We start from the raw sequence: 25,151 nt of genomic DNA on the forward strand, positions 1-25,151 counted from the left end.
CCGCGTAACGCGCCATGGGTCGTGTTTTCCGCCACGTGAGACGAGGTGGTTTGACCGGATATCGCCGACGACTGTCCCACAGGCCTCTTGCGTCCCTACAATTCGCGCCCATGTCCAGCCAGGGTCAGTACGGAAGCGGGGCGCACGACGCGCCGCAGGGACCGCCGAACGTGTATCACCCGAACGCCGCCCCCACCCCCGCGTACGACCAGTACGCGGACCCGGCCGCCGCCCACGGCTGGCAGAACGAGTACGACGCGACGGCCCCACTGCCGCAGGTCCCGTGGCTCACCCCCACGCCCGGACCCCGCCCGGCCGGTGCCTACGGCGCCGACGGGACCCATGACGACGCCGGTGCCTACGGCGACAGTGCGATCTACGACGACAGTGCGATCTACGACGGCGGCGGGGTCTACGACGGCGGGGTCCACGGCGACGGCGCGCCGGGAGGGCAGGTCGTCGCCGGCGCTGACGCGGGCGCCGGGGCCTACGGCCACCATGGCACCGGCCGGCCGACCGCGGCCGGCGCCGCTCCGCAGGCCGGATGGGAGGCTGCCGCCGACGGGGGCCGGAACGCCGCCTGGGCCGGTGGGGCCGTCGAGGCCGGTGACCGACCCGGGGCCGGTGACCCCTCCGGTCGCGTGGGCGCCCGGGAGGGCGGCCGTGCCGCAGCCCGGCGGGCGGAGCGCAAGCGGGGCGGCGGCCGGCGCCGGGCGGTGATGGCCGTCGGCGCGGTCACCGCCGTGTCCGCCGCTGCGCTGCTCGCCGCGTTCTCCTTCTCCGGCTCGCCCTCCGGCGGTACCGGCAGCCGCCAGGACCCCGCCCCGACCGTGACCGACGGCTCTCCGGGCGCGGCCGGCGCCTCGGGGGACCCGAGCGACCCGAGCGACCCGGGCGGCACCGGTGAGGCCACCCCGACGGCGACGGCCGAGGCGACGGACGCGGCGCCCCACGCTCCGGCGCCCAGAACCACGAGCGCCCCGGCGGCCGCCCCGCCGACCGCGAAGGCGCCGGCGACCGGCGCGGGCACGTCCGGCTCACCGACCCGGCCGCAGTCCCCGACCCCCACGCCCACCCCCACCCCCGCGTCGACGCCCCCGAGCCCCACGGCGTCGCCTTCCGGCACCCCCTGGGGCAAACCCGGCCACGGCCCCGGCGGCCCCAAGCACCCCAGGTAGCCGAGCCCCACCCGCCGGATCGCACGGCAACTCACCGACGGGCGCGCAACTCCCCCAGGGGCGCGGGGAACTGCGCGACCAGCGATCCATCCCCCCGCGCCCGGTGGTCAGCCGAAAGCACCCCCCTCCGCAGCCCCCCGCCCAAGCCCCGCAGTGCCACGCAGGGAAACCCTCATGGCTCAAACCCGCACCTTGTTCCCCCCGCACCTCGGCGATCACAATGCGCATGACAATTGAGTGGGCGACCGGAAGAACTCCGGTCGCCCCCGTCGTAAGAGGGGACCCCCACATGAAGAAGCCTCTCGTCGCCGCGCTGTTCGCGCTGGCCGTCACCGCAGCCGGCGCGGCGCCCGCGATCGCCGCTCCCGCGCGGAGCGCCCCCGCGCCCACGCTCAAGGCCGTCGACTTCGCCGGTACCGTCGCGCTCAGCAACTGTTCCGGCTCCGTCGTCCGCTTCCCGGCCTCCCAGGACACCGACCCGGCGCTCGTGATGAGCAACGGTCACTGCCTGGAGACCGGCTTCCCGGCGCCCGGCGAGGTCATCGTCGACCAGCCCTCGTCCCGCTCCTTCACCCTGCTGAACTCCTCCGGCCGGGGCGTCGGAACGCTGCGCGCGAGCAAGGTCGCGTACTCCACGATGACCGACACGGACGTGACGATCTATCAGCTGACGCGCACCTACGCGCAGATCAAGAGCACCTACGGCATCAACGCGCTCACCGTCCAGGACACCCACCCGGTCGCCGGCACCGCCATCAAGGTCGTCTCCGGCTACTGGAAGCGGACGTACTCCTGCAACATCGACGGGTTCGTGTACCGGCTGAAGGAGGGGGACTGGACCTGGAAGGACTCGGTCCGTTACACCTCCACCTGCAACACCATCGGCGGCACCTCCGGCTCGCCCGTGATCGACACCGCCACCGGCAAGGTCGTCGCCGTCAACAACACCGGCAACGAGGACGGCCAGCGGTGCACGGAGAACAACCCGTGCGAGGTCGACCAGAGCGGCAACGTCACCGTCCGTCAGGGCATCAACTACGCCGAGGAGACCTACCAGATCCCGGCCTGCTTCGGCATCGGCAACAAGCTCGACCTCAGCCGCAGCGGCTGCGTCCTGCCCAAGCCGTGACCGCACGGGGCGGCCGGTGCGCTCAGAGCGCGGTCCTGCGCACCGACCGCCCCGCCAGCACGTCCGTACGGCGTCCGTCCTCGATCACGAACCGGCCGTCGACCAGCACGTACGGGATGCCCTGCGGCAGTCGGCGCGGCTCGTCCCAGGTCGCGCCCGCCGCCACCGTCGCCGGGTCGAAGAGGACGAGGTCGGCCCGGTGGCCCTCGCGGACCAGGCCCCGGTCCGGCAGACGCAGCCGGGCCGCCGGCCGGCCCGTGAGATGCGCGACGCACTCCTCCAGTGACAGCACGCCCAACTCCCGCACGTAGTGGCCGAGATAGTGCGGGAAGGTGCCGTAGGCCCGGGGATGCGGCTTGGTGCCCTGGAGGATGCCGTCCGAGCCGCCGGTGTGGGCGCGGTGCCGCATGATCGTCCGCACGTTCTCCTCGTGGCCGACGTGCTGCAGGATCGTCGTGGCGAGCCGGTCGGCCGTCAGCAGCCGGCGGGCCACCGTCCACGGCTCCTCGCCGCGCCGGGCGGCCACCGCGCGGACCGTGTGGCCGACGTACGGGGCGAGCGACGCCTCACCCACCCCGGAGACCTCGATCGTCTCCCACTCCACCGGCACCCCGTGACAGCCGTCCGAGCCCTCCACCTCCAGGTGGTGGCGGATCCGCTCGGCCGTGTCGTCGTCCGCGAGCCGCTTCAGGACCGCCTCCGGGCCGCCCTCGCTCGCCCAGCTCGGCAGCAGCGCGGCGAGCGTGGTCGAGCCGGGGGTGTAGGGATAGGTGTCCAGCGTGATGTCCGCGCCCGCGGCCAGCGCGTCGTCCAGCAGCGCCAGCAGCTGCGGCGCGCGCCCCTCGTTCACGCCGAAGTTCATGGTGGCGTGCGCGAGATGCAGCGCGCAGCCCGCCTGACGGGTCAGCTCCACCATCTCCGCGTACGCCTCGAGCGCGCCCGCGCCGTAGGAGCGGTGGTGCGGGCAGTAGTAGCCGCCGTAGCGGGCCACCACCCGGCACAGCTCGGTCAGTTCGGCGTCCTTGGCGTACATGCCCGGCGTGTACGTCAGTCCCGACGACAGTCCGACCGCGCCCTGCTCCAGCCCCTCGGCGACCAGCTGCCGCATGCGGTCCAGCTCCCTCGGCGTCGCCTCGCGGTCCTCCCAGCCGACGACCAGCGCCCGCACGGTGCCCTGCGGGATCAGATAGGCGGCGTTGACGGCGATCCCGCGGTCGAGGCGGTCCAGGTACTCGCCGACCGAGCGCCAGTCGAAGTCGATGTCGTCGCCGGGGCCGTTCCAGCCGGCGATGGCACGGCGGACCTCGCCGAGGGTGCGGTCGTCGACGGGCGCGTACGACAGGCCGTCCTGCCCGAGGACCTCCAGCGTCACGCCCTGGGCGGCCTTCGCGCTGTGGTCGGTGTCGCGCAGCAGCGCCAGATCGCTGTGGGCGTGCATGTCGATGAAGCCGGGGGCCAGGACCAGACCCTCCGCGTCCAGCTCGCGCATGGCCTGCGGACGCTGGCACCCGGCGGCGGCCGCCTCCTTGACGACGGACACGATCCGGCCGTCGTCGATCACGACGTCGGCGCGGTAGGAGGCGGCGCCGGAGCCGTCGACGACGTCCGCGTCCCGGATGACGAGGTTTTCCACGCCGGCCTCCCTAGAAGAACGTGCGGATGTAGTCGACGACCGTGCCGTCCGCCTCGGCCACCGGGATCAGCGGCCACTTGTCGAACGACGTGCACGGGTGCGACAGACCCAGGCCCACCCAGTCGCCGACGGCCAGTTCCGCCCCGGGGGCGGTACGCAGCCAGGCGTGCTGGTCGGACAGGCCCGTCACCTCGATCCCGGTCGCCGGGCGTTCCGCACCGTTCCGGCGTACCACCTGCGCCTCGGGCAGGTCCAGGTCGTACGCCGCGTCCCGCTTGCCCGCGTTGACGAAGGCCTGCTCGGGCGACGGGCGGGAGACGACCTGCGTCCAGAGCCGGAACGCCGGCTCCAGCGCGCCCTCCTCGGGGACCCGGTTGAACGGGGTGAGGCGGCGGTAGTGGCCGTCGTCGTGCGAGACGTACGCGCCGGAGCGCAGCAGCTTCAGCACCGGCGCGGACAGGCCGGGGACCTCGGCGAACACCTCGGCGACGGCGTCGAACCAGGCGCTGCCGCCCGCGCTGACCACGATCTCGTCCAGTCCCGCGAACCGCCCCGCCTTGTCGAAGCCTGCGGCGAGCGCCACCAGCCGCCGCAGCCACGCCGTCACCCGCTCGTGGCTCGCCTGCGGCACCTCGCCCTCGTACCCGGCGACCCCGACCAGCCGCAGCGTGCGCACGGCCGCCACCGCGTCCGCGACGGCCGCGCACTCGGCCTCCGTGCGCACGCCGGTGCGGGCGCCGTCCCCGGCGGCCAGCTCCACGACGACGTCCAGGGGGCGGACGGCGCCGGTGAGCGCCGCGTCCATCAGCTCGACGCCACGCGCGGAGTCGACGTAGCAGATCACGCGGAAGTCCGGGTCCTCGTCCTGCCGCTCCGCGATCCAGCGCAGGGCCGCCGGGTCGACCAGCTCGTTGGCGAGGAACACCCGCTTGAAACCGAAGGCGTGGGCGACCCGCACCTGGTGCGGCACGGCCAGCGTGATGCCCCACGCGCCGTGCTCGATCTGCCGCTGGAACAGCTGCGGCGCCATGGAGGTCTTGCCGTGCGGCGCGAACGCCAGGCCGTGCCGGGCCGCGTACGTCTCCATCAGCTTCAGGTTGTGCTCCAGGCGCTCGGCCGACAGCGCGAGCACGGGCGTGGCGAAACCGCCGCTGAACAGGTTGCGGCGCTGGGCTGCCAGCTCGCCCACGGTCAGGCCGTCCGCGTCCGGCGGGAGGCCCTTGAAGCGGTGGTCGACCCGGTCGTCGGCCAGGCGAGCGAGAGCGTCGCTGCTGCTCATGTGATCTCCCTGATCAGGTGCGTTGCATCTATTGCAACGCTCATTGCGTATGTCGCTTACCGCTGTCTAACATCTCGGCCAACGCGGGGTCAACGACGGCGGACCCCCCGACGGAGGAGCTACGACCATCGTGACCAGGACCGCACCCCGCCATGCCCCCGACGTCGGCACCGACGTCGTCGACGTGGCCGCGCTCGGCGAGTCCATGGTCACGTTCCTGCCCACCCGGCACGGCCGCCTCGCCGACGTCCCGTCCTTCGACCGCGCCATCGGCGGCGCGGAGTCCAACGTCGCCTGCATGCTGGCCGCCGCCGGACACTCCACGCGGTGGATCAGCCGGGTCGGTGCCGACGGCTTCGGCGACCACCTGGTCGAGGCCGTCGGCTCCTACGGCGTCGACATCGCCTCCGTCCAGCGGGACCCGGACCGCCCCACCGGCGTCTACTTCCGCACCGCCGGGGAGCGCGGCACCGACGCGCACGAGGTGGCGTACTACCGGGCGGGGTCGGCGGCATCGGCGATGTCCGTGTCCACGGTCGACCCGGCGGCGGTCCGCTCGTGCCGGGTCCTGCACCTGTCGGGGATCACGGCGGCGCTGTCGGACGGCTGCCGGGAGCTGCTGCGCGAGCTGACCGCTCCGGCCGCCGGCCGGCCCCTGGTGTCGTTCGACGTCAACCACCGGCCGGGGTTGTGCCGGACCCCCGAGGACGCGCGGGTGCTCCTGGAGCTGGCGCGCAGGGCGGACGTCGTGTTCGTGGGCGCCGACGAGGCACGGGACGCCTGGGGGCTGCGCAGCACCGGTGCCATCGTGGACGCGCTGCCGGAACCGGCCCTCGTGATCGTCAAGCTGGGCAAGGGGGGCGCGATCGCCTTCGACAAGAACACCGACGGCATGGAGGACGCCGACGGCACCGCCACCCTCGTCCGCCCGCCGCAGGTCGACGTCGTGGCCACCACCGGCGCCGGCGACGCCTTCGCCGCCGGCTTCCTGCACGCCACCCTGCGCGGCCTGCCCCTCCGCACCCGCCTGCGCCACGCCCACCTCTGGGCCGCCGCCGCCCTCACCACCCCCGGCGACCTCGGCACGCCCCCCGCCCGCGCACACGCCGACCGGCTCGCCGCCGTCGACGACGGGACATGGGGGACACTTCGACTCGGCCCCGGCTGGACGCAAGCCGAGCAGGCCGAAGAGGAGGTACCCGCCCCATGAGCCAGACCGTCGACCGCGCCCTGAGCATCCTGCCGCTGCTCGCCGAGGGCCCCGCCGACCTCGGACAGGTCGCCGACCGCCTCGGCGTCCACAAGTCGACCGCCCTGCGCCTGCTGCGCACCCTGCACGAGCACGGCCTGGTCTACCGCCAGTCCGACCAGCGCTACCGGCTCGGCGCCCGCCTCTTCGCCCTCGCCCAGGAGGCGATGGAGAACCTCGACATCCGCGAGATCGCGCACCCCCATCTCGCCCGCCTGAACGAGAGCTGCGGACACACCGTCCACCTCGCCGTGTACGAGGAGGGAGACGTCCTCTACATCGACAAGGTCGACAGCCGCTACCCGGTGCGCATGTACTCGCGGATCGGCAAGCCCGTCGCCATCACCGTCGCCGCCGTCGCGAAACTGCTCCTCGCCGACCTGCCCGAGCACGAGCGCCGCGCGGTCGCCGAGAAGCTCGACTACCCCCTGTACACGGCCCGTTCGACACCGAACGCCGACGCCTACCTCAAGGAACTGGCCAAGGTGCGCGAACAGGGCTGGGCCACCGACCTCGGTGGCCACGAGGAGTCCATCAACTGCGTCGCCGCGCCCATCCGCGGCGCCGACGGCCGGGTGGTCGCCGCGATGTCGGTGTCCGCGCCGAACGTCGTCGTCACCGCCGACGAACTCCTCACCCTGCTCCCGCTGGTGCGCCGTACCGCCGACGCCATCAGCGGCGAGTACTCCGGAAGAACGCCCGTAGGCGACCCCGAATGACGGAAAAGGACCGCACGTGACCGACAAGATCGCCCTCACCCCCAAGACCCACACCACCCCGCCGGCGAAGTTCTCGCACGGCGTGAAGAAGGGCAACATCCTCCAGGTCGCCGGTCAGGTGGGCTTCCTGCCCGCCGAGGAGGGCAAGGCCCCGACGCCGGCCGGCCCGACCCTGCGCGAGCAGACCCTGCAGACCCTCGCCAACGTCAAGGCGATCCTCGAAGAGGGCGGCGCGAGCTGGGACGACGTGATGATGATCCGCGTCTACCTCACCGACGTGGACCACTTCGCCGAGATGAACGAGATCTACAACGCCTACTTCGAGGAGCAGGGCCTCACCCAGCCGCCCGCCGCGCGCACCACGGTGTACGTCGGCCTGCCCGCCGGGCTCCTCATCGAGATCGACGCGCTCGCCGTCCTCGGCTGAGCCGCCGACCGCCGGGGCGCTGACGCCCCCTCACCACCCGCACACCCGCACCCGGTACGGCGCCCCCACGGGCGCCGCGCCGCGATGCCCCCTGCCCGAAAGCACCATGCACTTACCCCGTCCCCCGCCCCCGCCCCCGTAGAGGACCAGCCCGCATGTCCCTTCCTCTCGCCGCCTCCGCACCCGCCGCGACGCCACCCCACACCGGCGGCCTCCTCCTCCTGATCGGCGGCACGACCGGGCTGCTCACGGTCGCCGCCGTGGGCATCGCCCTGCTGCTCTTCCTGATCATCAAGGTCAGACTCCAGCCGTTCGTCGCGCTCCTCGCCGTCTCCATAGCCGTCGGCCTGCTCGCCGGCCTGTCCGTCACCGAACTCTTCGGCACCGTCCAGCGCTCCGACGCCGTCTCCACCATCGAGACCGGCATGGGCGGCATCCTCGGCCATGTCGCGATCATCATCGGCCTGGGCACCATGCTGGGCGCCGTCCTCGAGGTCAGCGGCGGCGCGGAAGTGCTCGCCTCGCGCCTGCTGGGCCTGTTCGGCGAACGCCGCGCCCCGCTCGCGATGGGCCTGACCGGCCTGATCTTCGGCATCCCGGTCTTCTTCGACGTCGGCATCTTCGTCCTCGCGCCGATCGTCTACGCCGCCGCGAAACGGTCCGGGAAGTCGATCCTGCTGTACTGCCTGCCCCTGCTCGCGGGCCTGTCCATGACCCACGCCTTCCTGCCGCCGCACCCCGGCCCGGTCGCCGCGGCCGGACTGCTCCACGTCGACCTCGGCTGGATCATCCTCATGGGCGTCGTCTGCGGCGTCCCGGCGGTCCTCGCCGCGTGGGCGTACGCCGCGTGGATCGGCCACCGCCTCTTCGTTCCCGTGCCGCAGGACATGCTGGAGGCCGCGGAGGAGGCCAGGGCGGCCGTGCTGGCCGAACAGCGCGGGCGGGGCCGCGAGCAGCGGGGGCAGGGAGTCGAGTCGCGCGGGCAGGGCGTCGAGCAGCTCGGGCAGGGCGTCGAGCCGCGCGAGGACCCCGTCCCGCTCGGCACGGTCCTCGGCATCATCGGTACGCCGCTGGTGCTGATCCTCGCCGCCACGTTCTCCTCGATCGCCCTGGACCCCTCCACCCTCCGCTCGGTGATCGAGTTCTTCGGACACCCCTTCGTCGCGCTCACGATCGCCCTGCTCCTGGCGTACTACCTGCTCGGCGTCCGCCGCGGCTGGTCCCGCAAGTCACTGGAGACGGTCTCGACGGCCTCGCTGAAGCCGGTCGGCAACATCCTGCTCGTCGTCGGCGCCGGCGGCGTCTTCGGCGCCGTACTGAAGGCCAGCGGGGTCGCCCAGGCGCTGTCGGACACCTTCCACGGCGTGGGCCTGCCGGTGATCGTCCTGTCGTACCTGATCTCGCTCGTACTGCGGGTCGCCCAGGGCTCGGCGACGGTCGCGATCGTGACCACGGCGGGCATCGTCGCCCCGCTGCTGTCCACCGGCCACCACAGCCAGGCGTTCGTGGCCCTCGTCATCATGGCGATCTCGGCCGGTTCCATCTTCGCCTCGCACGTCAACGACGGCGGCTTCTGGATGGTCGCGAAGTACTTCGGCATCAGCGAGCGGGACACGCTCAAATCGTGGACGGTGCTCGAATCGGTGCTGTCGCTCGCCGGGTTCGCGGTGGCCGCCGGCGTGAGCGTCTTCGTATAACGATGCAGGGGCTGACTGTGTGCGACACAGGAACGTCGACCATACTGCTGCGCTGTGGAGCAGCGCATAGGTGACAGCAGCCGGCCCCTGAAGGCCGAGGCCCTGAAGGCCGAGCCCGTGAGGGGCGCCGGGTTCGACCCGGCCTTCGTCCCCGGCCTCACGTCGCCGGTGTCCGTGAACGCCGAAAAGGCGCAGGACGCCGTGGACGAGACCCCCGAGCCGCAGGAGGCGGTGCCGTCCGGTGAGGCTTCCGCCGAAGCCTCCGGGGACCTCTCGGCGGACCCCTCCGGCGACACCGCCGCGGACGACGCCGAGGCCCCGGGCTCCGAAGTCCCCGCCGAGGGGCCCGTCTTCGAGGCAGCCGACCGCCGCGCGCGGATCGTCGCCGACCACCGGGGCGTACGGCTGTCGCTCGACGACCAGGCCTGCGAGTTCCGCTGGGACGAGATCGGCGCGGTGGAGACGGAGACGGCCCGCTTCGGCAAGCGGTTCACGGTCACCGTGCACACGCCCGAGCGCCGCTGGTACCCGATCGAGATCGAGGCCAAGTCCCGCTCCGACTTCCCGACATGGGAGGCGGAACTGGACGCGGTCCTCGACGCGTACTTCGAAGAGGGCGCGGAAGGGGAAGCGGAAGCGGAAGCCGGAGCCGGGGCGGAAGCCGGGGCCGGGGCGACGGCGGACGGCGACGACTGATCCGTACGCCGGTCGGCCGATCGGCCACCGGGCCGATCGGGGCCGACCGGCCACCGGGCTAGCCGGGCCATCGGGCCAGCCGGACCACCGGGCCGACCGGGGCCAGCCGGGGCCGACCCGGGCCAGCCGGACCACCGGGCCGACCGGGGCCAGCCGGGCCGACCGGCCACCGGGCTGACCGGGGCCGCCCAGCCACCGGGCCAGCCGGGGCCGACCCGGGCCAGCCGGACCACCGGGCCGACCGGGGCCAGCCGGGCCACCGGCCGACCGGGGCCAGCCGGCCCGGCCGGGTCACCGGCCGACCGGCGGCCCGGCCGACTCCCCCCGCTGTCGCCGGGCTAGCCGCGCCAGCTCGGGCTGAGCGCGATCTCCCTCAGCTGCCGGACGGTCAGCGCCGGGGTGGCGCGGGTGGCGGCGTCGTGCTGGGAGCCGGAGTTGAACGCGCTGATGACGACCCGGAAGCCGTCCTTGCGCAGGGTGTCGACGGTCCACATGACGACGCCCTCGCCGCCCTTCTCCCCGGGCCCCTGGTGCACGGCGACCCGGGTGCCGTCGGGCAGCGTCTCGTCGCCGGAGCCGAAGAGGTCACCGCGCACGTCGTTCATGTCCGGCTGCACGTTGACCTGCACCAGGCTCCTGCCCTTGCCGTCGTCGACGACGGCGTAGGCGAAGTCGCCGTCCTCACTGCTCTTGCCGACGACCTTCAGCTTCTTGGGCAGCAGCGCGAGCAGCTTGGTGCGGGCGTGCAGTTCGGCCCCCGGATCCGTCGGGTCGGCGGAGGGACGGCGGGGATCGCGCGGGAGGGCGTCGACGAGGGGCCGCCAGTCCCGCGCCGACGCGAGCCGGGTCAACGCGGCCGGGTCCAGCGGAGGTTCGTCCCGGCTGACCGCAGCGTCCTTCTCGGCGGGCGCGTTCCACTCCATCACCGAGACGTGCTGTCCGGTCGGCGTGACCAGGTCGGCGGTCCAGTTCTTGGTGTCCACACGCTTGTCGGGATACTCGTACCCCTGGAAGATCCTGATCAAAGAGCCGTCCGCGAGGTGGTTCGTCACGCAGGAGTCGTACGGGATGGCGACCTTGTCCGGGCACTGGACGGCCTGCCGCGCGTCGAGCCCGCCCGGCTCCACCTTGTTGATGCTGACGGAGAGGGCGGCGGCGCCCTTGCCGTCGTCGTAGACGACCGAGGCGAAGGGGTAGACCGCGGCCCCCTCCTCCGACCCGCGCCCCGTCTCCTGGCTGAACTGGCCCTTGGGCAGCAGCCGTTCGAGGGTCCGGATCACCTGCTGCTTGGTGACGCCCGGGGCCGCCGTGCTCTTCGCCGGCTGCGGCTTCGTCGCGACGCCGGACAGCGCCGGGGCCGCGGGGGACCCCTGCCCCCACGGCACGAGGAGCACCCCGCCCACCCCGGCGAGCGCCACACCGGCCACGCCGCCGGCGACGGCCGCCCGGCGCCGCAGCCGCAGCCGCCGGCCCCGCCGGGCGCCGCCCGCGGTGAGGGCGGTCCGGTCGGTCTCGAAGGTGCCGCCCGTCTGGTGCAGGGCGGCGGAGAGCTGGTCCTCGAAGGGGTCGCTGTGCGGATCGCTGTGCTGGTCGAAGGGCATGGCAGAACCACCGTTTCCGCGAGGTAGGAGGTAAGGGCTGAGAGAGGGGAGGCGGGTGCGAGGCAGGGGGGCGAAAGCCGGGTCGGAAGGGAGGCTCAGGGCCGGGCGTACGCGCCGATGTCCTCGCCCAGCAGCTCCCGCAGCCGGGCCAGGGCCCGCACGCACCGGGTCCGCACGGACGCCGAACTGGCGCCCAGCGCCGCGGCGGTCTCCTGGACGGACCGGTCCTCCCAGTAGCGCAGGACGACGACCGCCCGGTCCTTGGCGGGCAGCCGCGCGAGCGCGTCGAGCAGCGTCAGCCGCAACGGCGTGTCGCCCGCGGTGTACGCCGTCTCCGGCACCAGGGCGGTCACCCGTTCCCCGCTGCTGCGCCGCCGCTGATGGGCGAGGAAGGCCCGGGTGAGCACGGTCTGGGCGTAGGCGGCCGGGTTGTCGGCGCGGCTGACGCGTCCCCAGCGGACGTAGATCCGCCCGAGCGTCTCCTGGACCAGGTCCTCCGCGAGGTGCGTGTCCCCGGCGGTGAACAGACACGCCGAGCGGTACAGATGACCGGCCCGCACTGCCGCGAACTCCGCGTACTCCTCAGCGCGGGCCTGTCTCATCTGCTCCCCCTGGTCCTGGTGTCACTCATGGTGAGGCGTGTGCTGTGCAGGTGCCTCCACCCCATCGATGCGGTGGGGAGCGGAAATGTTTCACCCCTCTTCCGGTTTCGTGTGGAGAACCTCGCGGGCCTGCTCCGCGGCGCGGGCGATGGCCTCGGAGACGAAGTCGACGAAACGCGCGATGTTCTCCAGACGGGTGGCCGCCGGTGTGCCCTGCCCGAGGATGCCGACACCCTGCCGCGCGGTGTCGGCGAGCTGGGCGGTGCCGCGGGCGCTGGCCATCATCGACTGGTACCAGACGTCGTCGTCGACGACGTAACGCTCACGGCGGCCTTCCTCGCGCTCGCGGCGGACGAGGCCCTGGCCCTCGAGGAACGCGATCGCCTTCGACACGGACGCCGGACTGACCTGGAGGTGCCGGGCCAGCTCGGAGGCGGTGAGGCTGCCCGCGTCGGTGGTGTAGAGACGGGTCAGCACCCGGGCCATCATCCGGGGCAGGCCCTGGGACATGAGGAGGGCCGTGAACATCTCCTCGTACGCGCGCACGGCCCCGGCGTCACGGCCGTGGACCTGAGGAGGCGTCTGCGGCACGCGGGGCGGCGCCTGCCTGCGCCGGTGCGCGCGCTGCTCGCTGGCGCGGTGGGCCAGGTCGGCGCGGTACGCGCTGGGGCCGCCGTTGCGCATGACCTCGCGTGTGACCGTCGAGGTCGGACGCTCGAGGCGGCGGGCTATCTCCGCGTAGGCGAGGCCGTCGGCCAGTCCCAGTGCGATCTGCTGCCGCTCCCGCTGGGTGAGTCTGCCTCCCGGCATCGCGCCCTCCTCCGTGCTCCGATGAAGGCCCCAGCGTAGCGTTCACCGCGACCTCATTGCAACGGAATCTGACGGTCCGTTGCATTGCTGTCAGAACCGTTGCAACGAAATAGCCTATTTGACCTACATAAATACGATGACCGCGCGATGAACGCGTTGCCGAGACCATGAATGCAACGTAGCGTTTCCTTCATCGGAAACAGTGATTCGAAGGAGAGCACGATGCAGAAGTTCGACACCACCGCCCCCGTCTCGGTCGTCCTCGACATCCCCGCCGGACGCATCCAGTTCATCGCCGCCGACCGGACCGACACGGTGGTCGAGGTACTCCCCGCGAACGCCGCGAAGAGCCGCGACGTGAAGGCGGCGGAGGAGACAGCCGTCGCATACGGCGACGGCGTCCTGCGGATCGCGGCCTCCCCGGCGCAGAACCGGATCCTCGGCCCGTCCGGGAGCGTGGAGGTGACGGTCCAGCTGCCGGCCGGCTCCCGCGTCGAGGCCAAGGCCGCCGCCGCCGAGTTCCGGGGCGTCGGACGGCTCGGCGAGGTCGTCTTCGAGGGCGCCCAGGGCCCGGTGAAGCTCGACGAGGCCGCGAGCGCCCGCCTCACCGTCGCAGCCGGGGACGTCTTCGTCGGGCGCCTGAGCGGCCCGGCGGAGATCACCGTCCAGAAGGGCGACATCCGCGTCGCCGAGGCGCAGCGCGGCACGGTCACCCTGCGCACCGAGTCCGGCGACATCGCGATCGACGCCGCCCGCGGAGTCTCCGCCACCCTGGACGCCGGCACCGGCTACGGCCGGATCAGCAACGCCCTGAAGAACGCCGACGGCACCGAGGCCGCCCTCGACATCCGGGCGACCACCGCCTACGGGGACATCACGGCGCGCAGCCTGTGACACCGGCACTGCATGAGCCCCGCCCGCGACGACGCGGGCGGGGCTCATGCGCGTACCGCCCTACGGCAGGGCGTGCACGTGCGCGCCGACGGAGGACGACCACGCGTTGCCCGCGGCCGCGTCCCAGTTGGTCGACCAGGTCATCGCACCCCGCAGGTCCGGGTACGTCCTCGACGGCTTGAAGGTGCCGCAGTTGGTCAGCTTCGTCAGGCAGTCCAGGGCGTTGTTCACCACGGTGGGGGAGACGTAGCCGCTGCCCGCCCCCCGCGTGGACGCCGGGAGGCCGAGGCCCACCTGGGACGGCGACAGGCCGCCCTCGAGCTGGATGCAGGCCAGGGCCGTGAGGAAGTCGACCGTGCCCTGGCTGTAGACCTTGCCGTCGCAGCCGAGCATCGAACCGCTGTTGTAGTACTGCATGTTGACGACCGTGAGGATGTCCTTCACGTTCAGTGCCGTCTGGAAGTAGCCGGCGGACGTCGACTGCATGTCGATCGTCTGCGGGGCCATGGTGAGGATCAGGGACGGCCCCGCCTTCGCCGCGAGCGCCCGCAGCGCCTGCGTCATGTAGGTGGGGTTCAGCCCGTTCTCCAGGTCGATGTCCACGCCGTCGAAGCCGTACGTCTGCATCAGCGCGTAGACGGAGTTGGCGAAGTTCGTCGCGGACGCCGAGTCGCTGATCGACACCGTGCCGTTCTGGCCGCCCACCGAGACGATGACCTTCTTGCCGGCCGCCTGCTTGGCCCGGATGTCCGCCTTGAACTGGTCCACGGTGTAGCCGCCCAGGCCCGCGGAGTCCAGCGTGAAGCTCACGGCGCCCGGTGTGGTCGTCGCGTCCGCGAAGGCGACGGCGATGATGTCGTACGCGGCGGGCACGTCCGACAGTTTCTGCACGGTCGCGCCGTTGTTGAAGTTCTGCCAGTAGCCCGTCACCGCGTGCTTCGGCAGCCCCGTACCGCCACCGCCGCCACCGGTGCCGGCGGTCGTCGCCGACACGGCCGCCGACTTCGCCGACTCACCGGCCGCGTTGGACGCCGTGACCTGGAAGGAGTACGACGTGGCGGCCGCGAGTCCGGAGACCGTGGCCGATGTGCCCGTCACCGAGGCCGCCTTGGCGCCGTCGCGGTACACGGTGTACCCCGTCGCGCCCGAGGCCGCGTTCCAGGACAGGGAGACGGACGAGGACGTCGTACCGGAGACGGCCAGGCCCGCGGGGGCGGCGGGCACGGTCGGGGCCGGGTCGGTGCCACCGCCGCCGTCGGGGCCGTACACCTGGACGTCGTCGGCGTAGTAGGCCGCCTGGCCGTACCAGCCGTGCAGGTAGAGCCTCACCGAGCTCGTCGACGAGCCCGTGGTGAACGTCGTCGTCAGCTGCTTCCACGTCGGCGAGTCCGGCGTCCAGGTCGAGACGTCGGTCGTGCCCGTGCCCGTGACGCCCAGGTAGGCGTACCCGCCCTGGACCCACGCGCTCAGGCTGTACGTCGAGTTGGGCTTGACGGCGACCGTCTGGACGCACTGGGCGTTGTCCTGCCCGGCGGGCGTGGCCTTCAACGCGGCCGCACCCCCGTGCACGGGCGAGGAGACGGTGGCCCCGCTGCTCGCGGAACAGCTCCAGTTGCCGAGCCCGGCCTCGAAGCCGGCGTTCCTGACGTTGTTGACGTCCGCTGCGGAGGCCTGGCCCGCGCCGGCGAGACAGAGGGCGAGGGCGGCGGTGACGGCACCGGACCAGAGCCGGGCCGATCGGTTGTGTGGGGACATGGGCATAAGTTGGTCCAGACCAATGAGGCCGTCAAGGGGTCCGACGGGTATTTCTCCGTCCTCCGATGCGCGGTTAGGGTGCTCCGGTAGCCGTGCAGGGCTGCGAGAGCTCCACGGCTGACGGGCCGTCGCAGCTTGAGGAACGGGGAACTCGACATGCCGACCGCGATCGCAGTGACCAGTGCCGACATGGTCCTGCCGCCGCACGACCAGCAGACGCCGCACGCGTTCATCCTGAAGGCGCCGGAGGAGCAACCGCTGGAACAGGCCTTGGCCGACCTGCAGGTCCTGCTGGAACAGCACGGCTATGTGATCATCGTCTACTCGTCCGCGACGCCGCTGGCGACGGAGCAGCGACTGCACGCCATGCGCTCCATCATGGAGAGCGACCGCATCGCCCTGTTCAAGTCCGACCTCCCCCCGCTCGGCCTGGCTGTGCTGATCCGTCAGCTGCGGCAGCTGTCGGTCACCGACCTCAGTGCCGGAGTGGTCGCCTCTGCCGGTCGCCTGCTCACCCATTACATCCACGCCGGCGCGGTGCTGGGCTCCGTGGCGAAGCTGGACAGGGTCCCGGTCAGCCTCAAGTCGCACGCGAAGTCCTGGGTTCCCGGCAGCCAGTTCGGCGTGGTCGCCCACCCCGCCCCGCAGCTCGTGAAGATCGGCCCTCAGGCGAGCCTCACCGGACCGGAGTTCGGGACCTGGCTGCTCGTCGCCAAGGGCCAGCTCCAGACGGACTGGGTCAACTCCACGCTGGCCGAGGCCTGGCAGGTCCAGGGTTTGCTGGAGGCACCACTGCCCGCCGAGTCGGCGCGGTGGTGGGGGACCGGGAAGCTGGTCGAGTTCGCGACGTTCCTGCCCGATCTGCCGGTGCTCTACCAGCTCGTGTCCTCGGTACGTCAGGACCGGTGCCGGTGGTGCGGGCTGGAACTCATCGGCGACCGTTGCGTCTTCTGCTCGCTGACCCCGACGGCCGGCGACGGCAGGGACTCCACCCCGGTGTCCTGACCCGGAGACGGACCGGATCGCCGCCATGACGACCCCGTCAGCGCCCGTCCCCGCGACGTCCTGGCCGATTTTGGCCCGCGCCTGGGTCTACGGGCCCATGTAGCCCTGGAGCTGTGAGGCGATCGGAGGCCTGGGGTGGAACTGCTCTTCCTGGTCGTGGGCCTCCTGTGCCGGCGAGCGAAGGCCGGTGCGTGCGGCGTGCCTTCGTCCGGGACCGCATGAGCCACAGCCATCCGCAGTTCACCTTCGCCTTCCGTACCGCCGACGGCCGGACCGTCGAATTCACTGACCGGCCCGGCATGTCCGGGTTCGAGGAAGGCGCCACCGTACGGGTCCGCTACGACCCGGACCGCCCCGACCGGCGGGCGGCCATCGCCGGTCCGGACACCTGGGGGCCGGTGTATGTCCGGCTCCTGATGTGCGTACCGCTGGCGATGTTCTCGTCGGTGGCTCTGCTGGCGCTCGCACTCGGCTGACGCTCATCGGAGCGCGTGCCGGGGACGCCAGGAGCCCCTGCACCAGCAGCAGTTTTTGGGTGTCGCCCGGCCTTGGACACGGATATGGTGCTTGTGCGACTGAGCTGACAGTTGACGATCTGCGGCCCGCTCGGGGAGGGCGGGCCGGAGAATGAGACGGGGATTCTGACGTGGTGACAGCGATCGCGTTGACCAGTGCTGCGCGCTGCTGCGCTCCTTTATCGAGCCCGTACGGGAACCACACGTCGCTCAGCGGTGTCATGTCCACCGTGGCGCCCCGTATTCGGTGGCCTACAGGGTGTGCGCGCTCCCGCCCGTGTCCGCTTCCACGTCCCCTTCCGAGGTTGTCCGGTACATGAACTCCCGTCAGCGCCGCGGCGTCATCCTGCTGCTCCTCTCCGTCCTCCTCGCCTTCGTCGCCTTCGCCGGCGTGTTCTCCGTCATCAGCGACGCGAACTCCAAGGTGGGGCCTGAGGTTTCCGCCTATCAGGTGAAGACGGACATAGCCCCGTACACCCAGCTCTCCGCGGCGCAGTTCGAGAAGGTGCGGATGCCCAAGCGGTGGCTGTCGGAGAACGCCGTCACCGATCTGTCGGAAATCGACGGAAAAATCGCGGTCACCAGTCTGCGCAAGGGGTCGCTGCTGCAGAGCGACATGATCGTCAAGCGTCCGGCCCTGGCGCCGGGTGAGCAGGAGATCGCGATCATGATCGACGCGGCCACGGGTGTGGCAGGCAAGATCAGGCCCGGTTCGAAGGTCAACATCTTCGCCACGTTCGCCGGCGACGACCGGTCCACGCCGGCCCAGTCCAAGATCATCGTTTCCAACGCCAAGGTCATCGACGTGGGCCGGCTCACCGCACTGGACGGCAACGACGACAAGGGGGCGAGCGTGAAGGAGGCGGTGCCGATCACCTTCGCACTCAACACGCTCGACGCCCAGCGCGTCGCGTACGCCGAGTCCTTCGCGCAGCACGTCCGCCTCGCACTGATCGCTCCCGGCAGCGACGCCTCGCTCAAGCCGGGGGAGCGCACCTATGAGCTCTCCAAGGACAAGTGAGGCCGGATGACCACGAGGATCCTGCCCGCCGTCGGTGACATCGACGCGGCCCGGGCTGTCACCACCCTGCTCAGCCAGCTTCCCGACGCCGAGCCGGCCGCCCCGGTGCCGGATTCCACCCAGCTGATCGACATGCTGGCCCGGCTCGCCGGTGAGGCACTGGACGAGCTGCCCGAAGTGGTTCTCGTCCATGAAAGCATCGGTCCGGTTCCCGCGCTGGAGCTGATCCGCGAGGTCGCCCTGCGCTTCCCGGCCGTCGGAGTGGTGCTCGTCACGGCGGACGCCGGTCCAGGCCTGCTCTCCGCGGCCATGGACTCCGGAGCCCGGGGACTGGTGACCCTGCCCCTCAGTTACGAGGAGCTCGCCAATCGCGTGCAGTCGGCGTCCCAGTGGGCCGCGGGGGTCCGCCGCCATCTCGGCTCAGGCGGCGAGGTCATGGCCGGCCCCGGTGGCGTCGTCGTCACCGTGTCCGGCGCCAAGGGCGGTGTCGGCACCACGCTCGCCGCCGTCCAGCTGGCGCTCGCCGCCCAGGCGTCCGGGCAGAGCGCCGCCCTCGTCGACCTGGACCTGCAGACCGGAGACATCGGCTCCTACCTGGATGTGCAGTTCCGCCGCTCGATCGTGGACCTCGCAGGCATCCAGGACATCACGCCCAGGGTGCTGCAGGACGCCGTCTTCGGCCACGAGTCCGGTCTGTCGCTGCTGCTCGCGCCGAAGGACGGGGAACGGGGCGAGGAGGTCACCGACCGCTCCGTGCGGCAGGTCATCAGCTCCCTGCGGTCGCGGCACGCCGTCGTCGTCATCGACTGCGGCGCCCAGATGAACACCGCCAACGCCGCCGCCGTCGAGATGGCCGACGCCGCGCTCCTGCTCACCACGCCCGACGTGGTGTGCGTACGGGCCGCCAAGCGACTCGTGCGGATGTGGACCAGGCTTCAGATCCGCAAGGCGGAGGAGACGATCGTCGTCGTCAACCGCTACAGCCGCGCCACCGAGATCCAGCCACCGCTCATCCAGAAGATCACCGGCACGCGTGTCGCCGGCACCACCGTGCCGGCCGCCTTCAAGGAACTGCAGGGTGCCGTCGACGCCGGCCGGTTGCACGACCTCGAGGCCAAGTCCACCGTGAAACAGGCGCTGTGGGGTCTCGCCGGTGAACTCGGTCTCGTGTCGGCCGACGCCATGGCGGGCAAGGGCCATCGCAGGAACCGCGGGGACCGAGGATCGATCGGCCTGCGAAGGCGCGGTCGCGGCGATGACACGCAAGGCCCACAGGGCGGACACGGGTAGACGACGGGACCATCAACGAGGCGCACGAACAGACGAGCGGCCGCAGGAGCACGTACACCACCGACGGCCGGGACCGAGCGCGAACACGGAGGAGGGGGCGAAGTGTGTGATGAGAGTTCGGGTGGTTGACCGCCGTCGCCGGGCAGGGGGAACGGCCCCGGCAGACGGCAGCCGGCACCGCCGACGTGAGGGCGTGGACGACCGGGGCCAGGTGGCCATCGAGTTCACGAGCATGGCCCCGATCATCCTCGTCACGATCGCCCTGCTTTGGCAGGCCGCTCTGACCGGTTACGCCTTCGTACTGGCCGGAAACGCGGCGGACAAGGCAGCCCGGGCGGGCGCGATCGCCGACACCCTCCGGGAGAGCCGTGACCAGGCCTGCCGACGGGCCGGCCGCGAGGACCTCCCGGGCGGCTGGACCGCGCACATCGACTGCCGGACGGACGGCGACATGTTCCTGGTCGAAGCGCACGTCGACGTGCCGGTGCTCTTCCCGGGCGGAATGAACCTCCCCCTGACGATCACCAGCAAGGCCGCCGCAGCGAAGGAGAGCTGACCGTGCCCACCGCTGCCCACGCCGCCCTCCGCACCACCCCCGCCGGCCGCAGGAAGCGCCGGGACACCGGCCAGACCGCCATCGAGTACGTCGGTCTGCTGCCGGTGCTGCTCCTCATCGGCCTTCTCGTCGTCCAGCTCGGCCTCGCCGTCTTCGCCGTCCAACAGGCCGGGACGGCTTCCCGCGCCGCCGCCCGCGCGGCGTCGTACGACCACTTCGACCGGTCGTACGAGCAGGCGGGCCGGGACGCGATGAGTGACTGGCTCGCCGGGGACGCCGACTTCGAGCCCGACTTCCGGGACGACGAGGTCACCGTCACCGCCAGGGTGCCGGTCCCCTCGCTGATCCCCGGCCTGCTGGACGGAGTCACGGCCAGACGCAGCGCCACCATGCCGGTCGACGATCACTGACTCCGCCCACCGCCGCCCCACCACCCGAACCACCAGCCGTACAGGGAGATGACGACATGAGCCTCAGGGCGCGTCTCAACGGTTCCGAGCAGCCCTCCAACGGGCTGACCGAGGAGAGCCGTCTCGTCTCCGCCTACCGCGCCAAGCTGCTCGAGGAGATCGACCTCGCGGAGATGTCCGCGCTGCAGGCATCCGAGCGGCGCATACGGCTCGAGCGGGTGCTCGGCCACATCATCAGCCGTGAGGGTCCGGTCCTGTCCACGACCGAACGCGCCCAGCTGATCCGGCGCGTCGTGGACGAGGCCCTCGGCCTCGGCATCCTCGAACCGCTCCTGGAGGACGCCTCCATCAGCGAGATCATGGTCAACGGTCCCGACCAGGTCTTCGTGGAGCGCGGCGGACGGCTGGAGCTCCTGCCGCTGCGCTTCGCCTCCAACGAACAGCTGATGCAGACCATCGAACGCATCGTGTCCACGGTCAACCGCCGCGTGGACGAGGCCAATCCCATGGTCGACGCCCGGCTGCCGTCCGGCGAGCGCGTCAACGTCATCATCCCGCCGCTGTCCCTGAGCGGGCCCGTCCTGACCATCCGGCGCTTCCCGCGCGCGTTCACCCTCCAGGAGATGATCGGTCTCGGCTCACTGGACGAACAGATGACGCTGCTGCTGGCCGGCCTGGTGCGCGCCAAGTTCAACGTGATCGTCTCCGGTGCCACCGGTACCGGTAAGACCACGCTGCTCAACGCGCTGTCCGGGCTCATCCCCGACGGCGAGCGCATCGTCACCATCGAGGACTCCGCCGAGCTCCAGCTCCAGCAGTCCCATGTCATCACCCTGGAGAGCCGCCCCCCGAACGTCGAGGGCAAGGGACGGATCACCATCCGCGACCTGGTGCGCAACTCCCTCCGTATGCGCCCCGACCGCATCATCGTCGGTGAGGTCCGCGGGGGTGAGACCCTCGACATGCTCCAGGCCATGTCCACCGGCCACGACGGTTCCCTCGCCACCGTCCACGCCAACTCCGCCGAGGACGCGCTGATGCGCCTGCAGACCCTGGCGTCGATGTCCGAGGTGGAGATCCCCTTCGTCGCGATCAAGGACCAGATCAACAGCGCGGTGGACGTCATCGTGCAGCTCACCCGGCACGCCGACGGCTCCCGCAAGATCACCGAGATCGCCCTCGTCGACTCCCACGGCCGGGAGGACTACCGCATCGTCTCCGTCTGCCGCTTCGACGCCCAGCCCCTGTCGTCCGACGGTCTCGTACACGGCCACTTCACCTACCACCCCCTGCCCCGGAGGGTCGCCGAACGGCTCTACATGCGCGGCGAGCCGATCCCGGCGGCCTTCGGCGTCGCCCAGACGGAGGAGCAGCTGACCCTCCGCAGAACCGCCGGCTGACCCGCCGCCCACCGTCCCCACACCGCCCCGCGTCCCCCGAGAAGGCACCGCTCGCCATGGACAACCTCCCACTGCTGACCGTCGGCGTCACACTGATCGCCTGTGTGCTCGCCGTCATCGGTGTGCACACCTACTCCGCCGGCAAGGAACAGCAGCACGTGCTGTACGAGCGGATGGCGCAGACCGGTGAGATCCACCTGCCCGGCCGGCGGCGCCGCTTCCAGGGCATCGACCGGCGGTTCCGCCGCACCCGGCTCGGCAAGCGCGTGGAGCGCAAGCTCGGCACGACGGGCCTGGACCTCACCGTCGGCGAGTACGCGGTCTACGTCGTCGCGGCCGTCGTCGTCCTGTACTTCGTCGTCGGCACCGTCTTCGCGCCCTTCTTCGGCCTGCTCGCGGGCCTGCTCGGACTCTGGGGCGGCAACGCCTTCCTCAACTACCAGATCGCCAAGCGCACCGAGGCGTTCATCGGCCAGTTGCCGGAACTCACCCGAGTCCTCGCCAACGCCACGCAGGCCGGCCTCGCACTGCGCACGGCCATCGCCATGGCCGCCGACGAGCTCGACGACCCGGCCGGTGAGGAGTTCCGCAAGGTCGCCGACCAGCTCGCCGTGGGCCGCAGCCTCGAAGACGCCCTGGCCGACCTCGCCGACCGTCTGCCGTCACGCGAGCTGAAGGTCCTCGTCTCCACACTCGTCCTGTCCAACCGGGCCGGCGGCACCATCGTCTCCTCGCTGCGCAACCTCACCCAGACGCTGGAGGAACGCAAGGAAACCCGCCGCGAGGTCGCCACCCAGCTGTCCCAGGTGAAGGTCACCGCGATCGCCGTCCCCCTGCTCGGCTTCGGCTTCCTGCTGATCCTGAACGGCATGCGCGACGGAGCGCTCGACGACATGACCGGCGCCACCGTCGGAAAGATCGCCGTCATCGTCGCCTCGGGTCTCTACGGCCTCGGGTTCTTCCTCATCAACCGGATGACGCGCATCCGCGTCTGACGCCGACCCCACGAAAGGAGGAGAACCCCCATGGACCTGCTGCTGGCCACCGTCATCGCGGCCGCCGTCTACGGCGCCCTTTACGGCATACGCCTCTACCGGAGCGACGCCAAGCTGCCCGCCGACCTCGCCGTCGCCCTGGAGGTCGGCTCCAGCCGCACCACCGCCGCCGGTTCCGCCATCGACCGGCTCGGCATGCGGTACGCCCCGCGCGTGCTGCGCATGATGGGACCGAAGCGCGTCGACAAGGTGCGGCGCAAACTCGACATGGCCGGCAACCCCGGCGGTATGACGGTCGACCGTTACGCCGCCCGCCTCGCCGTCTACGGCGGTCTGGGCGCCCTCACCAGCCTCGCCATGCTGATGAACGGCCAGATCGTGCTGGCCGTCCTGTTCCTCGTCTACGGCATCTTCTGGACGGACGTCACCATCAGGTCCGCCACCGGCCGCCGCAAGGACGACATCGAACGCACCCTGCCCGACTTCCTGGACGTCCTCGCCGTCGTCGTCTCCGCCGGCCTCGGCTTCCGCCAGGCACTGGAGCGCGTGGCCGAGAAGTACGAGGGTCCCTGGGCAGACGAACTGCGCATCACCCTGCGTCAGATGGACATGGGTGTCAGCCGCCGCGACGCCTTCGAGCAGCTGCGCAAGCGCAACGCCTCCGAGCAGGTCTCGATGTTCGTCTCCGCCCTCCAGCAGGGCGAGGAACTCGGCGCTCCCATCGTGGACACGCTCATGCAGATCGCCAACGACATGCGCCGCACCGACGCCCAGAACGCAAGGCGCAGGGCGGCCAAGGCGGTCCCCAAGGCGACGCTGATCGTCACGAGCTTCATGCTGCCGGGCACGATGATCCTCATCGCCGTGGGCTTCTACTACGCGTCCGACATCAACTTCAACGACCTGCTCGGAGGCTGACGTGATGCCCCGCGGCAGGACCCTCCGCTCCCTCGCCGGCGGCGCGGCCACGGACCCGCTGCCCGAGACGAGCACGCCCGCGCTGCCGATCCAGGTCAACGCGCTGTCCGCGCTGTGCCGTCAGCTGTACGGCTTCCGGCTGGCGATGACCGCGCTGGCGGCGCCGTTCGCGCTGACCGGGACACGCAGCGAAGTGTCCGGCTGGCTCGTCGGCTCCGCCGTCCTGGTCACCGTCATGGGGTCCTACGCCCTGTTACGCGACTGGGAGCGGTTCGGCCCGGTGCTGCTGCGCCACCCGTCACTGCTGGGCGTCGACATGGTGTTCGGCTCGCTGCTGCTCTTCGCCGCCTCCCCCAACTCCACCCTGGCCTACGTCACCATCTGCACTCCGCTGCTCGCCGGGCTGGTCTACGACTGGCGCGGCGCCACGGTGTTCGCGCCGCTCCAGTCCCTCCTCGTGGGCCTGGCGTACGCGATGGACCGGGACGTGGACATGAACGCCTCCACGCTGCTCGTCGTCGGTCTGTGCGTGCTGGCCGGTGCGGTCGGCAGCAGCCTGCGCCGCCTCCTGCTCCGCTTCGGCGCGGCCACCCACGCCCTGACCGAGACCAGGGCCCGGCTCGCCGTCAGCGAGGCCGTGGAGGAGGAACGGGCCCGGCTCGCCCGCGAGATGCACGACTCGGTCGCCAAGACCCTGCACGGTGTCGCCCTCGCCGCCGACGGACTGGCCCACTCGGCGGACCGGCTGGACGCCGACGCCGTCAAACGCCAGGCCGGACTCGTCGCCCGCTCTGCCCGCCGTGCCGCCGCCGAGTCCCGTGAGCTCCTGGCCGACTTGCGCCGTGAGTCCGACCTCGAAGGGGGCGTGGACGTGATCGCCGAGCTGGAGGCACGCACCGCCGACTTCCAGCGGCGCACCGGACTGCGGGCCACGTACGGCTCCATCGGTGGCACACCACCCGCGGTGCCGCACGCGGCCGCCCGCCATCTGCTCACGATCGCCTCCGAGGCGATGGAGAACGCCCACCGGCATGCCGAGCCGACCCAGGTGCATGTCTCGGCCGGAGTCGTCGGGGACATGCTGCGCGTCAGCGTCCTCGACGACGGAAGAGGCCTGCCCGTGGACCTGACCCTGGACGACCTGAGGAAGGCCGGTCACTTCGGTCTCGTCGGCATGGTCGAGCGAGCGGCGGGCATCGGCGCCCGCATCCGCATCGGACGGGGCCGGGCGACCCGGGGCACCGAGGTCCGGCTGGACCTGCCGCTGGCCGCCCTCGGCGCCCGTCCACGCGACCGGCTGCCCGCCATCCCGCCGCAGTTCCGCCACACCGAGAGGGGCAGCGCCTCGCTGCCGCCCACCTGACGTTCCGCC

The 25,151-nt window shown here is 71.8% G+C and carries 24 protein-coding genes; 18 read left to right on the plus strand and 6 right to left on the minus strand.

From position 1 onward, the window contains the following. The first annotated feature begins 110 nt into the window (after positions 1 to 110). Positions 111 to 1,178, plus strand: coding sequence for a hypothetical protein (locus AB0E88_RS24875; RefSeq protein ID WP_361634315.1), 1,068 nt, complete (start codon positions 111 to 113; stop codon positions 1,176 to 1,178). Positions 1,179 to 1,467: 289 nt separating this feature from the next. Next, positions 1,468 to 2,307, plus strand: coding sequence for a serine protease (locus tag AB0E88_RS24880; RefSeq protein WP_361634318.1), 840 nt, complete (start codon positions 1,468 to 1,470; stop codon positions 2,305 to 2,307). Between the two features lie 22 nt (positions 2,308 to 2,329). Here AB0E88_RS24880 and AB0E88_RS24885 read toward each other — a convergent pair whose 3' ends face one another. Both AB0E88_RS24885 and AB0E88_RS24890 read right to left on the minus strand, forming a co-directional pair. Beyond that, positions 2,330 to 3,940 carry a D-aminoacylase gene (locus AB0E88_RS24885; protein WP_361634321.1) on the minus strand — a complete coding sequence of 537 codons (1,611 nt, stop codon included), beginning with the start codon at positions 3,938 to 3,940 and terminating at the stop codon, positions 2,330 to 2,332. A 10-nt stretch (positions 3,941 to 3,950) separates the two neighbouring features. After that, the gene (locus AB0E88_RS24890; RefSeq protein WP_361634324.1) at positions 3,951 to 5,219 is read right to left on the minus strand and encodes an amino acid deaminase; all 1,269 of its coding nucleotides are present in this window, start codon (positions 5,217 to 5,219) and stop codon (positions 3,951 to 3,953) included. A gap of 130 nt (positions 5,220 to 5,349) precedes the next feature. Between AB0E88_RS24890 and AB0E88_RS24895 the strand changes: the two genes are divergently transcribed. From AB0E88_RS24895 to AB0E88_RS24915, 5 genes are all read left to right on the plus strand, one after another. After that, positions 5,350 to 6,429: a sugar kinase gene (locus AB0E88_RS24895; protein ID WP_361634327.1), complete on the plus strand. Its 1,080-nt coding sequence runs from the start codon at positions 5,350 to 5,352 to the stop codon at positions 6,427 to 6,429. Beyond that, positions 6,426 to 7,187, plus strand: a complete 762-nt coding sequence (locus AB0E88_RS24900; RefSeq protein WP_361634330.1) for an IclR family transcriptional regulator — start codon at positions 6,426 to 6,428, stop codon at positions 7,185 to 7,187. The genes AB0E88_RS24895 and AB0E88_RS24900 overlap by 4 nt, the downstream gene beginning before the upstream one ends. A gap of 16 nt (positions 7,188 to 7,203) precedes the next feature. Beyond that, entirely contained in the window at positions 7,204 to 7,614 is a 411-nt protein-coding gene (locus tag AB0E88_RS24905) for a RidA family protein (protein WP_361634333.1), read from the plus strand. Between the two features lie 155 nt (positions 7,615 to 7,769). Continuing rightward, entirely contained in the window at positions 7,770 to 9,311 is a 1,542-nt protein-coding gene (locus tag AB0E88_RS24910) for an SLC13 family permease (RefSeq protein WP_361634336.1), read from the plus strand. 54 nt (positions 9,312 to 9,365) lie between these two features. Next, on the plus strand, positions 9,366 to 10,007 hold the full coding sequence (locus AB0E88_RS24915; protein ID WP_361634339.1) for a hypothetical protein: 642 nt from the start codon (positions 9,366 to 9,368) through the stop codon (positions 10,005 to 10,007). Between the two features lie 338 nt (positions 10,008 to 10,345). Here AB0E88_RS24915 and AB0E88_RS24920 read toward each other — a convergent pair whose 3' ends face one another. The 3 genes from AB0E88_RS24920 to AB0E88_RS24930 form a co-directional block, all read right to left on the minus strand. Continuing rightward, complete coding sequence (locus tag AB0E88_RS24920) at positions 10,346 to 11,608, minus strand: hypothetical protein (protein ID WP_361634342.1); 1,263 nt, start codon at positions 11,606 to 11,608, stop codon at positions 10,346 to 10,348. A 95-nt stretch (positions 11,609 to 11,703) separates the two neighbouring features. Next, a complete protein-coding gene (locus AB0E88_RS24925) occupies positions 11,704 to 12,210 on the minus strand; it encodes a SigE family RNA polymerase sigma factor (protein ID WP_361634344.1) in 507 nt (168 codons plus the stop codon). Positions 12,211 to 12,300: 90 nt separating this feature from the next. Then, positions 12,301 to 13,020 (minus strand): helix-turn-helix domain-containing protein, encoded by a 720-nt coding sequence (locus AB0E88_RS24930; protein WP_361634347.1) that lies wholly within the window; start codon positions 13,018 to 13,020, stop codon positions 12,301 to 12,303. A 222-nt stretch (positions 13,021 to 13,242) separates the two neighbouring features. Here AB0E88_RS24930 and AB0E88_RS24935 point away from each other — a divergent pair, with 222 nt between their 5' ends. Next, positions 13,243 to 13,914, plus strand: coding sequence for a DUF4097 family beta strand repeat-containing protein (locus AB0E88_RS24935; protein WP_361634350.1), 672 nt, complete (start codon positions 13,243 to 13,245; stop codon positions 13,912 to 13,914). 60 nt (positions 13,915 to 13,974) lie between these two features. Here AB0E88_RS24935 and AB0E88_RS24940 read toward each other — a convergent pair whose 3' ends face one another. Beyond that, on the minus strand, positions 13,975 to 15,669 hold the full coding sequence (locus AB0E88_RS24940) for a glycoside hydrolase family 18 protein (RefSeq protein WP_361634353.1): 1,695 nt from the start codon (positions 15,667 to 15,669) through the stop codon (positions 13,975 to 13,977). Between the two features lie 156 nt (positions 15,670 to 15,825). On the opposite strand from AB0E88_RS24940, the gene AB0E88_RS24945 reads away from it, so the two are divergent. The 10 genes from AB0E88_RS24945 to AB0E88_RS24990 all read left to right on the plus strand — a co-directional run bounded on the left by AB0E88_RS24945 (position 15,826) and on the right by AB0E88_RS24990 (position 25,142). Continuing rightward, complete coding sequence (locus tag AB0E88_RS24945) at positions 15,826 to 16,674, plus strand: hypothetical protein (RefSeq protein ID WP_361634356.1); 849 nt, start codon at positions 15,826 to 15,828, stop codon at positions 16,672 to 16,674. A gap of 191 nt (positions 16,675 to 16,865) precedes the next feature. Beyond that, positions 16,866 to 17,150 carry a DUF3592 domain-containing protein gene (locus AB0E88_RS24950; RefSeq protein ID WP_361634359.1) on the plus strand — a complete coding sequence of 95 codons (285 nt, stop codon included), beginning with the start codon at positions 16,866 to 16,868 and terminating at the stop codon, positions 17,148 to 17,150. A gap of 355 nt (positions 17,151 to 17,505) precedes the next feature. Beyond that, positions 17,506 to 18,210 (plus strand): Flp pilus assembly protein CpaB, encoded by a 705-nt coding sequence (gene cpaB, locus AB0E88_RS24955; protein WP_361634362.1) that lies wholly within the window; start codon positions 17,506 to 17,508, stop codon positions 18,208 to 18,210. Between the two features lie 6 nt (positions 18,211 to 18,216). Further along, positions 18,217 to 19,500 (plus strand): AAA family ATPase, encoded by a 1,284-nt coding sequence (locus AB0E88_RS24960; RefSeq protein ID WP_361634365.1) that lies wholly within the window; start codon positions 18,217 to 18,219, stop codon positions 19,498 to 19,500. 193 nt (positions 19,501 to 19,693) lie between these two features. Then, positions 19,694 to 20,056: a pilus assembly protein gene (locus AB0E88_RS24965; protein ID WP_361634368.1), complete on the plus strand. Its 363-nt coding sequence runs from the start codon at positions 19,694 to 19,696 to the stop codon at positions 20,054 to 20,056. 2 nt (positions 20,057 to 20,058) lie between these two features. Next, entirely contained in the window at positions 20,059 to 20,466 is a 408-nt protein-coding gene (locus AB0E88_RS24970; protein ID WP_361634370.1) for a TadE/TadG family type IV pilus assembly protein, read from the plus strand. A 56-nt stretch (positions 20,467 to 20,522) separates the two neighbouring features. Next, positions 20,523 to 21,866 carry a CpaF family protein gene (locus tag AB0E88_RS24975; protein WP_361634373.1) on the plus strand — a complete coding sequence of 448 codons (1,344 nt, stop codon included), beginning with the start codon at positions 20,523 to 20,525 and terminating at the stop codon, positions 21,864 to 21,866. A 56-nt stretch (positions 21,867 to 21,922) separates the two neighbouring features. Then, positions 21,923 to 22,861, plus strand: coding sequence for a type II secretion system F family protein (locus AB0E88_RS24980; RefSeq protein ID WP_361634376.1), 939 nt, complete (start codon positions 21,923 to 21,925; stop codon positions 22,859 to 22,861). 30 nt (positions 22,862 to 22,891) lie between these two features. After that, positions 22,892 to 23,779, plus strand: a complete 888-nt coding sequence (locus AB0E88_RS24985; RefSeq protein ID WP_361634379.1) for a DUF5936 domain-containing protein — start codon at positions 22,892 to 22,894, stop codon at positions 23,777 to 23,779. Between the two features lie 4 nt (positions 23,780 to 23,783). Then, on the plus strand, positions 23,784 to 25,142 hold the full coding sequence (locus tag AB0E88_RS24990) for a histidine kinase (RefSeq protein ID WP_361634381.1): 1,359 nt from the start codon (positions 23,784 to 23,786) through the stop codon (positions 25,140 to 25,142). The last annotated feature ends 9 nt before the right edge of the window (positions 25,143 to 25,151 follow it).

The sequence above is a fragment of the Streptomyces sp. NPDC028635 genome, from assembly GCF_040637635.1.
Taxonomy (GTDB): Bacteria; Actinomycetota; Actinomycetes; order Streptomycetales; family Streptomycetaceae; genus Streptomyces.